We start from the raw sequence: 16,679 nt of genomic DNA on the forward strand, positions 1-16,679 counted from the left end.
CTTATTGTTTCATATCTAGGTTTTCAACCACCCATCGGCCAACATTCTGACCCTGAGAAAGTCCTTTATCGATAGCTGCACGATAGTGAATTCCTCCATAGAGTCTGCTCACAGCGGCTTCAGCGGCAGCAGCTTCAAATGAGTCGAAACCTCGAACCGGCAATCCGAATGGGAGTTCCGTATCGTCCATAAAACTGAAATTATCACCAAAAATATCCGTCAACACGGTCGATGCAGCACCTGAAACTACAGAATGACCACTACTGTATTCGGGAAATGGCGGTGTTTGCAGTATGGGTTTCCAGCTTTCGTCTATGTGTTGGTTGATCAGGGTTTCCGGACGAATAAGGTTAGACCTGTATTTTTCGTCCCAGCAACTGATAAATGCATCGAACATGGCAATAGAACTCTTTGCATAGGCGTACACGGTCTTGTTGAAGTCAGACTCAGAATCCTTACAGGCGATCTCGGTAATTCCCATCCAATGTGCTCCGGGGGTGATCTTCTTGGTGGCAAACATAAGGTGGCCACGTGTAACCGAAACATATGGATTGCAATCCCAGAACTGTGCAATCTCAATTTCTTCCGATTCGTCACCTTTCTCGGTGATCTCCTCACTTACGTCGTACACTTCCTGTAGTTCCTTGTAGAAATCACTGTTCTTATCCATCGAATATGGTGGTGGTGGCTCCGGTTTGAACTGTGCCGCCGAATCCAGCACCAGGGGTCTTATCTTGTTCCAATGCGGTTCGATCCCGTCCATATAGGCCGGCGGAGTTGGTTGCCAGCGAGACGGGTCGTCTATGTCTACAGTGAACTTGGACATAGTTCTTGTCTGGGCGTAGTTGTCTTTCGCGATCCACTGGTTCATGTGATCCACTACTTTCATTGCATAGGCCTTAGATGCATCGAAGACCGGTTTATTTTTGCCACTCCAGATATTCTCAAGACTATCGCTAAAGGTTTTCATCTTTTCTTCGGAAAACACCAGCGTCCTGCTAATATCCATGTGCGCTATCAAAGCGGCCATTGGATAATTTACCAGGCTGTCTGAAGTTTGGGGAATAGGTGTGAAATCGGCAATTTGCCCTGAGAGGGATTTATACCCGGGATCATTTTGGGCTACGATCTCGTAGGCCGCTATATTCGGGTAGACGTAGATTCTGCTTGCCTGTGGCGGTGAGAAAATATCGTGGATCATTATCCCAGTCACATGATCTACCGCATTCTGCAGATCCTTTGAGGTAACCTCAACAGGTTCTGAAGTTACTTTTTCCTGGCATGAATTCAGCAATAAAAACACAGCCAGAAAAGGTAAAATCTTGAGTAGATTATCTTTTAATTTCGTAAACAACAGCATCGTCATTATTATTAATTACTAAAAGGTAAGGTTGATTGTTCAGGTGTATCACTTTTAAATGTCGCACCGATCGCAACGATAGATCCAGTCCCAGCTTATTAGCCAACTGAAATTCAGTATCGCTATCGATGATCGCTCCCGGGAAACTATCGTAACGCCCGTGAAAAGGGATCACTCCAAAATAATTTCCACCTGCCAGCACACTTTCACTTCCATCGCCATCAAAATCAAACTTCTCAAAGGCCGTGATCGGTGCTGTTTGCAGCATTTCAGGGAATTGCACAAAGGTAAAGCTATCCCCGTTATTTCGCAAGAATCCGGATGCCAGTGTATGGACTTCAAATTTAGTTGCCTTGTCAAGTGCCTCTTCACCAAAAATTTCGGTTATGTTCTTCCCGGCAAAGGATTCGTAGGTGGTAAACTTTTTCCGAAGGAAATTCATCTGAGCTGACAACTCATTCAGCCCCATAAGCGGATAATACGCTCCGTTCTTTTCAGTCGCTACTATGGTTTCGGTGGTGCCGTTTTCATCAAAATCATCATAGTACATCATCATCGGAGCTTCCTGGCTAGCCTCGAACTTCGAATTCATGCCCCAGTTCCCCAGGAGATAATCCATATCACCATCCTTATCGATATCGAAAGGGATAATGGATTGCCAGAGGCCATTTAAAGGAGAGTCCAATAGATTTTCCTCTATGAGTTGACCATTGTTGTTTCTGAAAAACGTTGGTGGCATCCATTCGCCTACAACGATGAGGTCTTTATTACCGTCTCCGTCAAAATCATCCCAGGTTGCGTCTGTGACCATTCCGATTTTATCGTCAACTAACCGACCCGAGCGAGTGCTGTAGGTTGAGAGAGGGATTTCTCCAAAATCAAGCGGTTTCGTGTAGGAACCTTCGAAACTATAAGTTTCATTATTCTCTATTATAAATCTTTCTACAGAAGAATTGTTGGGATCACCTGATTCAAAGATTACTTCTCTAGTAGGATCTGTGAGATTGTACGTTCGATTCGACAATACCCTCAATGAAGGTGAAATTCTATTTCCTCCCGAAACAACGGTCAATTGATTTTTATCTGTAAAGTGAGGTTTAAATATGACCGCATCTATGTCCTCAAATACGGAATCATTATCAATTTTTGGATGATTTGTTCTAACATAACCGAATTCGTTCTGAAGGAAAAGCCCAGCTTTTTGATTTCTCCCACCTCCGATAAAAACATCATTCTTTCCATCATTGTTCAAATCACCAACAGCCAATGCCGGCCCACGATCTGAGACAGAATAGGGGATAAGCTTCTGGTAGTCGAAGTCGGAGTGGCGATCTTCCTTATGGGTGTAATTGATCCCCAGGTTACCTTCAACTTTTCTGAACAGGCTATCGATCATCGGTTTTTGATATCGATAGGGTTGTACATTCTCGGGTGAGATGGTAAGTGTTTGATTGGTTTTTACTTCGGAAAGGACCTGGTACGTTCCATTGGGCCAGATCACCTTCAGTGAATCGACAGAGGTAGCATTGCCCAGTCCGAAGTGGATCATAGGTTCGCTGGAGGCCTGCCAACCACGGAATGGATTTAGTTCTTTGTAGCGTAGCATACCATCGTTCCATGCTTCCACTTTTGTCCCTATTCCGAAGGAATTTTTAGCGTCCATAGCGAAACGGAGCTTCAGGTAATTGGCCTGGTCGTTTGTGCTATTCACGTAGATGGATGCCGGTTCGTTGATATTATTTGTTACGATATCCAGGTCGCCATCACCGTCGAGGTCACAAATTGCTGTAGCTCCCGAAACAGACGGTCTTTCGGGAATCCACACCCCGGTTTTGTTGCTGAATCCAATGGATTCGTTCCCCTCAAAAACATAGTTCGACACCGAGCCGGAAGGCATCATTTCCAGTGCTTTCTGATCCACCAGGCGAGTTTCGTTGATACTTTTCTTTATTTCGTCACTGGAAACAAAACGGATAAAATCCAGGTCGTTGGGTCGTTTAGGGATACCATTGGAGATGAACAGATCTTCTTCTCCATCCTGGTTGTAATCCCCGAAGAGAGCACTCCAGCTCCAGTCGGTGGCGGAGATACCGCTAAGTAATGCTAATTCGGTATAGGGATTGTCACCCTGGTTCAGGAAGAGCATGTTCCGCGTGTACTGGTAGTGATACCCATACTGTTGGGTACGCATTTCAAGGGTTTGGTAAGTGTCGTCCCCTTCGGAAGATTTCAGGACTTTTTCATCTTCGGGCGCCATATCGAGGGAGATAAGATCCGGCAGCCCGTCGTGGTTGATATCGGCTACGTCGTTTCCCATTGAAAAGCGTGAGGTATGCCCGAAGTATTTCCGAAGTGATTCAGTAAAGGTGCCGTCACCATTGTTCAGGTAGAAATAATCGTCTTCATGAAAATCGTTTCCTACGTATATATCTGGGAAACCATCTTTGTTGAAATCGGAAACGGCCAAGCCCAGTCCGTAGGCGTTGATCCCGCCATAGATCCCGGCTTCTTCACTAACATCGGTAAATACGTTACCGTCATTGCGCATGAGTCGGTCACCGGTCATTTCATTTCGGGTGTATCTCAACTGCACTCTTCCGAAGGATTCTTCGGTATGTACGGCGTGATTCAGAACATAACAATCCAGGTCACCGTCCAGATCGTAGTCGAAGAAAGAAGCTGTTGTCCCATAGGCTGAGATATCGAGCCCAAATTCCTCTGATCTTTCAGTAAAGGTATTGTCACCATTGTTTATAAAGAGTTCGTTGTGGCCTTCAAAACCGTTGATTCCTGCAACAGCAACCAAATAGATATCCAGTAAACCATCGCCGTTTACATCGGCCATGACAGCTCCGGTGTTCCAGCTACTATTTCCCTCAACACCGCCAGAAGTCGTGATATCTTCAAACTTTAGGTTGCCTTTATTGAGGTAGAGTTTGTTCTTCACCTGGTTGCCTGAAAAGTACAGGTCCGGTAATCCGTCGTTGTTCACATCCCCCATGGCAAGGCCACCGCCATTGTAGAAATACAGGTAATCGAGAATATTCAGGCTATCATTTTCGGTAATAGTGTTTTCAAAAGTAACACCGGTTTGGGAGCCTTCCGGAAGTTCAAAGAGGTATTTTTCCTCCTTGCAAGACCCAAGAAATGCTAGTAGGGATACTAGAAGCAGATATTTACTGATTGATCGCAAAAACTCTCGGTTTTTCGTCATTTATGGCAACTACGATAAAGGTATTGCCGGCTGCATCCTTAAAATTCTGGATGTGTTTGATCTCTTCTTTAATAGCGAATCCACTTTCCGCATAATTCTTCCATTCGAAGTTCATATTGCCATCGTTCAGCAATACGGATCCGTAATTGGCATCAAGCCTGGAGTATTGTGGCTTTAATTCGTAATCGTTTCCACCCATGATGATATCCAGGTTGCCATCGTTGTTTACATCTGCACAAGCGATTCCGCACACGCAGGAAAGCTGCGTTTGCACCGGAAGTTCAACGATCTTAAATTTTCCGTTTCCTTCGTTGACCGCAATGATGGTTGCGGATGTATTTACTTCCCGCACCAGTGAATTATTCAAGGTGCTTTCGGCAAATAATTCCTGAATGGAACGTTTGGCGTATTCGGATGCTTTTAAATTTTTCTTTTTTAGCGAAACCAGTTGGGCCATGATTTCACTTTTCATGTGTAGCGGAACATCTACACCTTCTGAATGTTGGGTAACAATCTGTTCAATTGTCCCATTGTTATCAAAATCATTTACCCACATTTTGATGACTTCCTCTTCTGATGGCCTGTAGTGAATATTCTTTCCTTCATTTCCAAGGATGAGATCCTGGTCGCCATCCGTATCGATATCGGTAGCGTAAATGCTATTCCACCATCCGTGTTTTTCGTCCAGATTCGTTGACCAGGGTTCCATCTTTCCATTAATGAATTTATAAACCAGGGGAGGTCCCCAATCAGAAACGGTGATTAGCTCGTTCTTCGAATCACCGTCTAAATCTACCCATTTTGCATCTGTGATCATCCCACTTCGGTTCAAGGCTGAAAATGTACTTTTCACTTTATTTTCAAAAGTCCCATCACCTTTGTTTTCCAAATAGGTATGATAAGGATTCATTCCGTAGATACCGATAATACTTCGGGCGCCAATGAATACATCAATGTCTCCGTCGTCGTCTACATCATTTGGGGCAATCACACTAATATTTGAGGTATTCGGTGTCGAGCTAACTATTTTCTTCAGAAACTTACCATTTCCGTTATTAATGTATAACCTAATTCCTTCGTTATTGATCTCATCTACTTGGTTTCCACCGGAGCCAACCATCAGGTCCAGGTCACCATCTCCATCTATATCTAGAAAAGCAGCCGCTGTATCTTCATTGAATCTGTCTTCTTCGAATACAGGGTTATCTGTTGGTGTTAATCGGCCATTACCGGAGTGCAGATATAGAGCTCCTGCTTGTTTCTTGGCCCCGCCAAGAAAAATGTCGTCATTGCCATCTCCATTTACATCCCCTACGGCCAATGCAGGACCTTCTTGTGAAAGTTTACGAGCTATTAGACCTTCATAGTCGAAATCATTGTAATTGTTCTCTTTGTGTTTTTGAAGACTGTTATTTTCCACTTCGCTTAAAATCGGTTGTATTCCCTCTGGTGAAGGTGGTGTATAAGCGCCAGTGGCTTCGGTTTGGTTGAAGGTGATTGTCTGATTGGCCGCCACATTAGTTTTAAAACTAGTTTTGTCGTCAGGCCAGATCACTCGGATAGAATCGATGGTTTTTTCTTTACCGAGGCCAATAGTCATAGGATATTCCATGGACGACTGGAAGCCACGAGAAGGAATAAGCTCCTGAACTACTTTATTGTCTTTATAGTACATCTTCACCATTGTTCCTACCGCAAATTTGTTCTTGCCCGATCCTTCAAATCTCAGTTTGATGTAGTTGTTGTCCGTTGTTTCCTGTGTATTATTTCGGTACACGAAACTTTCCATGTTTACATTGTTTACCACCAGGTCGAGGTCGCCATCGTTGTCCAGATCTCCGTATGCCGCACCATTGGACATGCTAGGCAAACCAAGGCCCCAGTTTTCGGCTTCATTAGTAAAAGTAAGGTCACCATTATTTCGATATGCGTAGTTAGGTATGGGAACTACGGGCATTTTAGCAATAATAGAATCCACAGCTTCTTTTTTTCCTGTCAAAGCCATTTTTTGAATGATCTCATTTGCGAGAAAATCCATAAAGTCCAGGTCTGTAAGGTCGTGATTGATACCATTGGTAACGAATATGTCCCGGTGCCCGTCGTTGTCCATGTCGAATAAGAGACCAGACCAACTCCAATCTGTCGCTGATACTCCGCTGTAGTATGCAATTTCAGAAAACGTTCCATTTCCGTTATTCAATTGCAAGGTATTCTGAATGTACTGCTGGTAGAAGTCCTTGCTTTGTTTTAGCTTGTAAACATTGTATTTCTCGAATTCCATGACAGACTTCACACGTTCCTCGGTTTCGGGTAGCATGTCTGTAATGAAGATGTCTACATTTCCATCGTTATTGATATCTGCGATGTCGGCACCCATTGCTGATAGCCCCATATGCGAGGTCCAGTTTTTGATATCTTCGGTGAAAGTACCGTCCGTGTTGTTGATATAAAGATAGTCCCTTTCGTAGAAGTCGTTGGAAACATAGATATCCGGGTACAGGTCGCCGTTCACGTCGCTGATTAATACTCCGAGTCCGAATCCGATCAAACTTCCATAGATTCCAGCTTCTTCACTCACATCGGTGAATATTCCGTCATCATTCCGAAGTAACATATCACCCTTACCCCGGAATATTTCAGGAACATCTTCCCAATCCTGGGCCCTTAAATCTCTCTGATGCGCATAGCCCAAGCTGCTCACAGGGATATTGCTATTGTTCAGAATATAGGCGTCCAGGTCACCGTCCTTGTCGTAATCGAAGAACGTTGAGTGAATGGTAAACCCACCAGCGGTGAGGTTGTGTTCTTTAGCTTTTTCGGTGAACGTGAGATCACCATTATTGATGTAAAGATCATTTTCGTGATTGTCGCCCTCCATATTTCCTGCATTACTCACATAAATATCGAGGAGGCCGTCCTCGTTCACGTCAACCATAACTACTCCGGTTGACCAGGGCTTGGCACCTTCCACACCTGCCGATTCGGAGATGTCTTTAAATTTAAAATCTCCCTGGTTCAGGAACAGTTTGTTCTTACCCATATTTGCTGTGAGGTAAATATCGGCTAATCCATCGTTGTTGATATCACCAATCGCTACTCCACCACCATTATAAAAATTTCGGTATTTGAAGATGTTGAAGTCTTTCTGATTTTCAACAATATTGGAGAACTTAACCTTTGTTTCTTCGGAAGATAACATGGTAAATAGTGAAGAGCCACTTGCGGTATCCGTATCATCCTTTTCAGAATTACAACTCAGAAAAAGAAGGCAGCTTATAAATGCAATAGTGTATTTTGAAAGATGCATAGGATCTATCTTTTATTTAGCGATTCTTAAAAAAAACAGGTTGGTCGTTGTTACGGGTCACTACCAGGTAATTATGACCTCTGTACTCCATTATTTCGATGTCCCTAGAGGCACCTGGAATGTCGAAATGCAGGTTATTTGCCTCCACAAATCCGCGGTCAGAATCATTTAGAATGAGTGTACCATGTGAGCCGTCTAATCTACTTAATTGGGTACTAATTTCAAAATTGTTACCCACTAAAAGCAAGTCATTTAAACCGTTGTTATCGAAGTCGAAAACCAGTATGTCATTCACACTAGAGATCTGAGCTTTCCTGGGTAAAGGCTTGTGTGTAAAACTCCCATTTCCATCATTTTCAAAGTATGCACTTTCGAGTGTAAACACTTTTTTGTGCATTGCTGAAGCGAGCTTCTCCTTCGAAAAAATATCCTCAACAGTTGCTTGTGAAAATTCTTTGTAAGACAAGTAGTTTTTATTGATACTGGGTATTTGTTTTACCAATTCGTCTTTTGAAGCTAGCGTGGTTTCTATTCCCTGGTAATAATATGTGATGATAGTTTCAATATCACCGTTGTTATCGGCATCCACTCGATACAATTGGACGGGTTCTTCGGCAGAGGCTTTCAATCTTGTGTTTAATCCCCAGTTTCCGGCGATCAGATCCGTATCACCATCGCCATCCATATCGGCAGCCTTAACTATATTCCAAAATCCATGCGTTTCGTCCAGTCCATTGTTGGCTTGTAATTTCAGAATACCCCCTTCATTCATAAATATCTGTAGAGGCATCCAGTCCCCGGCTACGATTAAATCTTTGATTCCATCATTATTTACATCTGCCCAGGTTTGAGAATTACAATTACCAATCTGAGAAAGCTCGGGAGCAACGGTGTCCGTAACATCAATAAAAGAGCCTTTCCCGTCATTCTGAAGAATGTATTGCGTTGGAGTTTCTCCAAATCCGCTGGCTACTGTCCCCGATGTTATAACAATATCTTCATCCGAGTCGCCATCGTAGTCCACGGATTCCACTGAGGATGCATTTACTTCAATATTGGCACTCATGTTTGTCTTTACTAAAGTTCCATTGTCGTTCCTGTATAACCTTGGAGCCAATGCAGGGCCTGATTTAAATTCATTGCCACCGCTCACAACGAAGAGATCCATGTCACTATCCCCGTCTGCATCGAAGAACACCTGGTCGATATCTTCACTCAGGGCATCTTCCTGGAATAATTCTTTCTGAACGGATTCGAAAGTACCATCATTCTTCTGTAGAAATAGCTCTGAAGCTTGAAATTTGGCTCCTCCAATGAATATATCTGTCATACCATCATTATTTACATCTGCAACCGAGATATTCGGACCTTCATTAGAAGAAGTATAGGGGATGAGAGGGTCTCTATTGAACTCAAGCGTGGTATTTTCGTCGTGTACAAATTCGAACAACGGAGATGCGTTTACTATAAGGGCTTTTTCCTTTGAGCTAAAATCACGATAGTAGTTGCGTGATGATTCGGTTTGCCCAATGGTGATCATCGTATTGATTTCTGGATTGTAAATCTTCTGATACGATCGATCCGGCCAGATCACTATTAAAGAATCTATCTTATTTCTGTTTCCCAGTCCGAAGTGTACTTTATCGGAAACGGCAGATAAATAGCCTCTGCTGGAATAATTTTCCCGAATTGCTTTAAGCGTATTGCTGTACAATAAGACTTTAGTTCCTATGCCCAAAAGGTTTCCTTTCTTTCCCTGCAGCTCTATTTGAAGGTAATTCGATTCTGGAAGGCCAGTGGTCTTATTTTCGAGTATGGTTGCTGGTTCATTTATATTATTGATCACCAGGTCCAGGTCTCCATCGTTGTCGAGGTCGGTGTAAACGGATCCATTACTAAAGGAGGGGCTCATAGAGGCCCATTCAGAAGAAACATCATCGAAATTGGCACCATTATTATTTCTGAAAAAATAATTGACGGAATGTTTTTGCGGAATTTTCTCTATAAACGCCATATCCTCCTCGGTCATCCCAGCCCCTAAAGATTTCTGTATAGCTTCATTAGCTATGAAGTTGATGAAATCCATATCATTGGTAGCTCCAGGGATACCATTCGAAATGAACAAGTCGTTATAGCCGTCATTGTCGAAATCGGCAAGAAGGGGAGACCAGGACCATTCGCTGGCTGCGATACCTGAAAGGAATGCAATTTCCGAGAAACTATTATTACCATTATTTAATTGCAGCGTGTTGTGCATGAATTGATGGGAGTATCCGTTCCGGATATAGTTCTGATAAATCTGGTAGTTGAACTCCGTCCCAGATGTTTTATAGGTTTCCAGGTCTTCAGGGAGCATGTCAACGGAGATGATATCTGTTAACCCATCGTTGTTCACATCTGCGATATCATTCCCCATAGAAAAATGGGTGGTATGTCCAATGGTGTGATCTTTTTTCTGAATGACCTCTTCAAAGGTTTTGTCGCCTTTGTTCAGGTACAGGTAATCGTTTTCGAAGAAATCGTTTCCTATGTAAATGTCCGGGTAGCCATCATTATTGAGGTCACTTACTGAAATTCCTAATCCGTAGCCGATCTTACTCTGGATTATACCGGCAGATTCGGTTACATCCACATAGATGCCTTCAATATTTTCAAACAGTTTATCCCCGGATCGTTCATCAGGTTCGTTCCGAATTTCACCTCGCCCATAGTTTTGATTAGGATTCACGGAGTGGTTCATCAAATAGACATCCAGGTCTCCGTCAAGGTCGTAATCGAAGAAACTGGCCTGTGTAGAAAATCCTTTGAAATCGAGGCCGTATTCGGCAGACTTTTCTTTAAAAGTAGGAATGCCCTCTTCATCAGGCCCCATATTTACGAAGAGTAAATTGTGTCCGCTTATGGAGTTGTACTCCCCGAGTTTGCACACGTAAATATCGAGGAATCCGTCCTGGTTTATATCGACAAGGGTTACACCCGTGGTCCAATTCGAAGCATTGTTGATGCCAGCTTGTTTCGTAATATCCTCAAAGGAAAGTTCACCTTTGTTCATATACAGTTTGTCGGATGTCTGGTTTGCCGTGAAATATAGATCTGTTAGTCCGTCGTTATTAAAATCACCTGCAGCAACACCTGCTCCGTTGTAGTAATAGATATAATTAAGGATGTTCAATTCAGGTTTTGAGGTAAGAGAATTCTCGAAATCAATGCCTGTTTGGGGAGCAGTTTTAACGGTGAATCGTTTAACGGATTCGTTTTGGGTACAGGAGAAACAACAGTAACAGAACAGCATAACCAGCAATGATCTGAACATCTGTGTTTGTATACAGAATTGAATACTGCTCAGCCTGTTTGTATGTGAGGAACTAAAGCTCATTTGTATCGTCTACAAATGTAATTCAACGAATTGAGTAATACGGTATTAATCAAAAAAGAAAGGCCGACGTTTGATGGTCGGCCTTTCTTATATTCATAAACTAAATTTTCGATCTAGTATCCTTCGTTCTGCTCCAGATTTGGGTTAGAAAGAAGGGCTGTTGTTGGAATAGGGTACAAGTTTCTGAAATCTGCACCTACAGATTCAGGTAATTTGTAATCCCAATCGCGAGTATACTGTCCAAAGCGAATTAAGTCATTTCTTCTCCAGAACTCGTACCACAGTTCGCGTCCTCTTTCAGCAAGAAGATCATTTTCAGAAACACTTCCTAGAGTAGAAGTATTACGTAGTCCTCTTAGTTCGTTTACCATGGCTGTTGGATCACCACCAAGACGCAACATTGCTTCAGCTTTCATTAGGTGAGCATCAGCATAACGCATAATGATTTGGTGACCAGCAAATGATCCGTTAACCGGGTGATACTTGATCAAACGGATACCTTTTTCTTCAGCGTTTCCAGAAATACCTGTAAGTTCCTTGGTGAAACTTAATGGTTGTCCAGAACGATTTGAAAGTGGTCTTCCATCCACATCATATTGCTGTCCAATCAGGAATCCATAACCAATACCTAGGTTATCCGGTCCAGCGTTAGACGCATCTGGTACCCAACCTCTACGGTCGTCACCAGCGTCACCAACGTAGTTGGAATTTGGGTCTCCTTCGAAAGAATCGTAGAATTCAGCCAAAGTAGAGAATCCATTCCATCCACCTCCTGTGTTATCAGGGGCAACCTGGTTATAGTGTAGACCGTTCCACATTCTGTTACCAACAGATGCAGGTACCCACCAGATAGTTTCTGAATCAGTATCGCTTTTGAAGATATCAAAGTAGTTGATCGACTCTAGCGCATATCCTTCAGCAGCGATTGCATCAACTGCATCGATAACTCCTTGGTAGTTTGCACTGCCCACATATCTATCTGCGTTCAAGTATAGCTTAGCTAACATGAAGTTAGCAGCAGCTTTTGAAGCCTTATCATTGGCACCACCAGGTCCGACACTAGGAAGGTTTTGACGTGCTTCGGTTAAATCATTAAGGATAAAGTCATATGTTTCCTGAGCGCTAAGTACTCGAGGATCAATTTCAGACCCTTCGTCTACTTCACGGAAAGGTGCTTTACCCCAGAAGTCCAGGATAAAGAACATACTATATGCTCTTAGGAATTGAGCCTGTGCTTTTTCTTCAGGAGAAGGTGCACTTCGTTGATCGATGATCTGAGTTGCACGGAACACATTTTGGTTCAGATTGTTCCAAACGGCTAGCAGGTATTGGTGTGAAGGACTCCAAGAGTGCGTGTGAAGCGTTCTCCAGATTCCATTATCACCCCAGTCCGTACCGCGTGTTGGTACAAGGGTCTCGTCAGTAGATACTTCATTTAAAGCAAAGAAGTCCGCCTGATTTTCCAATTGTCCTCGCAGGTCATTGTACAGCTGGTCCAAAGATGCTCCTACATCTGCTACACCCGCAAATCCTTCATCTGTGTCTTCAAGAATGATCGAGTCTGATTCTTCGAGTTCTAGATCCGTACAGGAAACCGCGATGGTTGATAGAAGAGCGATAGCAAAGATCGCCTTCAGATAGTTCAAAAAAGTTTTTTTCATAATCATTTTTTTAAAATTTTGCATTAAGTCCTAAAGTAATTGTTCTAGGCCTTGGGAAAGAGGTATAGTCTATACCAAAGATCGGAACTCCATTAAGAAGGTCTGGTCCTCCAGGTACTACACTCACCTCCGGATCAAGTCCAGAATAATCTGTAATCACAAACAGGTTCTGACCTGTTAGCGCTAGGTTTAGGTTGTCAAAGAAAGAGTCTTCATCAAGCGGCCAGTCATAACCGATTGTAAGGTTCTGCATTCTAACGAAATCACCTTTCTCAAGGAAACGAGTAGAAACATCAGGAGCTGCTAATAAATCTTCTCCAGAAGTCAAGGTCTCAGCTGTTACGTTTCTCGCACTGTTGAAAGAACCAGCAACAAAGAAGGCATTGGCTGTGTTGTTATACACATAGTGACCGAATTGACCTGCCAGGAAGGTAGATAACGACCAACGTTTGTAGCTTGCATTAAGAGAGAATCCACCAGTAAGGGTTGGTAAGGCACTCTTGTCAACAAACTTCTGGTTATCCACTCCACCTTCGTAGATAGGGTTACCCGTGCTATCGTAACCTTCGAATTCTCTTAGAAAATACGAGAATAAAGGTTGTCCGGCTTCAAGTCTCTGGGCAAAAGCTCCTGTAAGTCCTTGACCACGGATAGTTCCGGCATCGTACGAACCTTCAAGTTCTTCAACCAAGTTATCGTTGTAAGCAACATTAACACTGGCTCCTAAATAGAAATCATCTGTTTCAACAAAGTCGTAAGCAAGTGCTACTTCCACACCTTCGTTTACAACTTTCGAATTTGGTAAGTTCAGGAATTGGAAAGGTTGAACCGCCGGTTGAGCAGAAAGTACTCTAAACAATAGGTCGGTTGTTTCCTTACGATAAACATCAATACTACCGGAGAATTTGTCGTCATTGAAACCGAAGTCAAGACCCACAGCGTATTGAAGTGTTTCCTCCCACTTAAGACCTTCTTCCTGGAAGGCAACATCAGCAATACCAGGAATGTTAATGTCACCACCATCGGTAATAACATCACCGCCTGTGTAACGTTGTCTACGAACAAAGTTTCCGTATCCAACACCATCCTGGTTACCTGTGATACCAACACCTACACGTAACTTAAGAGTAGAAACATTGTCTCCAATGAAATCTTCGTTATTGATCTTCCACGCAATTGCACCGGAAGGGAAGATACCGTATTGGTTATCTTCACTAAATCTTGAAGATCCATCCGCTCTAACTGTAGCAGTGAAAAGGTATTTGTCATTCAGTGTAAGGTTTACACGGCCAAAGAAAGACTGTAGTTCGTCGGTAAAATCGAATGTATCTGCAAAAAACGAACGTGTCCTTAAACCATTGAAAATAGGTAGATTATCTGTAGCAACATCGGGCAGAAGACGGTTGATAAAAATTCCGTTTGTATTTCCTGCATAACCATACTGCTGGTAGCTACCGTCGATTCTTGATTCTAAAAGATTTGCCGTGGCCTCCATGTCGTCAACCATTCTGTTCATGTCGTCAGTAAAGAATCCAAAAGCCAGGATATCCCTTCCGTTTCTGCGAAAATCCTGGAATGAGTAACCTGCTACGATGTCGAGACTGGTATTTCCGAAGTCTTCTTCGTAACGAAGTGTAGCTTCAAGAAGTTTACTCTCAGTATCAAGATCGTTAAGAGAACCTGTTCCGTTTCCGAATGCTCCCTGATCTAAGTTTCTTGCATTTGCCGAAGCAACTGCCGATCGAGTGGATTCAGATTTGTCAATACCAACATTTACTTTAGCAGAGAATTCATCGGTGAAGCTGTACTCAGCAGAGAAATTACCAAGGATTCGATCAGTATTACTCAGGTTCTGAGTAAACTCAATAATAGCTGCCGGGCTAATTCCGGAACCAGTATTAAATAGAGGTCTGTCCGGCCATGTTGGATTCGCACTAAGTGCTGAACCGATCAAGTCACCTCTAAATCCGGCACTTCCACTAAGAGGAGCCGTCTCATCATTCACGCGGGAAATTGTTGCCTGGGCACTCAATTTCAGTTTGTCATTTAAAAGTCTTTGGTTGATATTCAGACGACCTGTGATTCTTTCGAGAGAAGAGTTCTGGAGGATTCCAAAATTCTTTCCGTAACCAAATGTCGCACGAATGTTACCGCCCTTATAACTTTGTGAATAAGACAGGTTGTTATTCGTAGACATTGCGGTTCTGAATATCTCATCCTGCCAGTCTGTGCTGCTACGAAAGTTTCTCTCTGCTACTGGAAATCCAAGCCTTTCGGTTTCAGAAAGGAATTCTTCAGCAGTTAACAAATCGTAAGTTTTTCGTACTTGAGACATACTTACGCTGGAACTCCAGTCCCAGCTTCCACCAGTTGAACCTCTTCCGGTTTTGGTAGTAATGATAACAACACCATTTGCTCCACGAGATCCGTAGATCGCTGTTGCAGAAGCATCCTTAAGAATACTGATGCTTTCAATATCGTTCGGGTTAAGGAAGGCAAGCGGGTTTTTCGTTCCTGAAGTACCAAAACCGACGTTTCCTCCTTCGGCGACTGTATTCTCACCTGAAAGTGGAACACCGTCAATCACGAAAAGTGGATTGTTATTCGATCTTACCGAGTTAGCACCACGAATACGGATATCAATTCCCGCACCAGGTTCACCACTGCTCTGGGAGATCTGAACACCCGCGGTCTTACCTTGGATTAATTGTTCCGGAGATGTGATAACACCCTGGTTAAATTCTTCAGCGGTTACAGCGGTTACAGCACCCGTCGCATCTTTAACTGTAGTAGTACCATATCCAATTACAACAACTTCACTTAATGCCTCAATATCTTCCTGCATGGTTACATTAACAGTGGATTGCCCGTTAACGGCAACTTCCTGAGTTGTGTAGCCAATATAGCTAAATACGAGTGTTGCGTTTGAGTCTACATCCTCAATGGTATAATTACCATCAAAGTCAGACTGTGCTCCATTGGAGGTACCTTTCACAATAATATTTACCCCAGGGACAGGACCATTTGCGTCGGATACTGTTCCACTAACGGTATTTTGTGCAAAGGCCGATCCTCCTAATAATAGGAGAACAGGGAGCAACAAGAGTTTAGTTAGTAGTTTGTTTTTCATATAGTTCCTAGTTTAAAGTTAATTTTCAAATGTTAATTTAATGATATAAAAAGGTATCACCCAAATATTGGGCGAATATAGTTATTCTTACTTAAATGTTATAAAAATGTAAAATTATGGGTCGAATATACAATTTTTTAGGCAATTCAAGGGCATCTTTTTCCCAGTAAAAATTCTCCATAAACCCTTTGAGAGTCATTATTTCTAATTGCCAGTAAGGGAATTTTAGGTAATTCTTAATAAAATATAAATCAATCCCCTTTAGTATACGGCTAATTCCATGATCTGAAATCGAAATTTCATCACGGTTAATATCGGCGCTTATGCTCCGAAGTGATTTTTCTACTTGTAAAGAGGATTGATCTATTGCTGTATCGTGATTACATTCTGATATTGGTTGTAACTCAAACGACCTCCATAATATTCGAGCGTTAGATGACAAACCATTTTTGTGGTTTTTCGTTGCAGCGCAAGCCGCTTGTTCCTGACGCTTCAAAATCAGAGAATTCAAAAATCTGTTAAATATCTTTCCGGCCAATTGTCCTTTCCTAGAAATGTTATACGCTACAGCTGCGTATTTAGCTACGAATTTCAATTTTTTTTTTCAATTTTGTAAATAATCGTTTCTAAA

7 protein-coding genes are annotated in these 16,679 nt (G+C 42.6%); all 7 read right to left on the reverse strand.

The annotated features are described in order from the left end of the window. Window position 1: 1 nt before the first annotated feature. The 7 genes from J1N09_RS02415 to J1N09_RS02445 all read right to left on the reverse strand — a co-directional run bounded on the left by J1N09_RS02415 (window position 2) and on the right by J1N09_RS02445 (window position 16,544). A complete protein-coding gene (locus J1N09_RS02415; protein ID WP_265197859.1) occupies window positions 2-1,360 on the reverse strand; it encodes a vanadium-dependent haloperoxidase in 1,359 nt (452 codons plus the stop codon). Beyond that, entirely contained in the window at window positions 1,332-4,553 is a 3,222-nt protein-coding gene (locus tag J1N09_RS02420; protein ID WP_321160789.1) for a VCBS repeat-containing protein, read from the reverse strand. Before J1N09_RS02420 ends, J1N09_RS02415 begins: the two co-directional genes overlap by 29 nt. Further along, window positions 4,537-7,881: a VCBS repeat-containing protein gene (locus tag J1N09_RS02425; protein WP_265197861.1), complete on the reverse strand. Its 3,345-nt coding sequence runs from the start codon at window positions 7,879-7,881 to the stop codon at window positions 4,537-4,539. The genes J1N09_RS02420 and J1N09_RS02425 overlap by 17 nt, the downstream gene beginning before the upstream one ends. Window positions 7,882-7,897: 16 nt before the next feature. Further along, window positions 7,898-11,194, reverse strand: a complete 3,297-nt coding sequence (locus tag J1N09_RS02430; protein WP_265197862.1) for a VCBS repeat-containing protein — start codon at window positions 11,192-11,194, stop codon at window positions 7,898-7,900. 176 nt (window positions 11,195-11,370) lie between these two features. Beyond that, on the reverse strand, window positions 11,371-12,918 hold the full coding sequence (locus J1N09_RS02435; protein WP_265197863.1) for a RagB/SusD family nutrient uptake outer membrane protein: 1,548 nt from the start codon (window positions 12,916-12,918) through the stop codon (window positions 11,371-11,373). Window positions 12,919-12,928: 10 nt separating this feature from the next. Beyond that, window positions 12,929-16,048 carry a SusC/RagA family TonB-linked outer membrane protein gene (locus J1N09_RS02440; RefSeq protein WP_265197864.1) on the reverse strand — a complete coding sequence of 1,040 codons (3,120 nt, stop codon included), beginning with the start codon at window positions 16,046-16,048 and terminating at the stop codon, window positions 12,929-12,931. A gap of 91 nt (window positions 16,049-16,139) precedes the next feature. Beyond that, window positions 16,140-16,544, reverse strand: coding sequence for a hypothetical protein (locus tag J1N09_RS02445; protein ID WP_265197865.1), 405 nt, complete (start codon window positions 16,542-16,544; stop codon window positions 16,140-16,142). Between the last annotated feature and the right edge of the window lie 135 nt (window positions 16,545-16,679).

It is taken from the genome of Aureitalea sp. L0-47, assembly GCF_026126405.1.
Classification (GTDB): Bacteria; Bacteroidota; Bacteroidia; order Flavobacteriales; family Flavobacteriaceae; genus Pukyongia.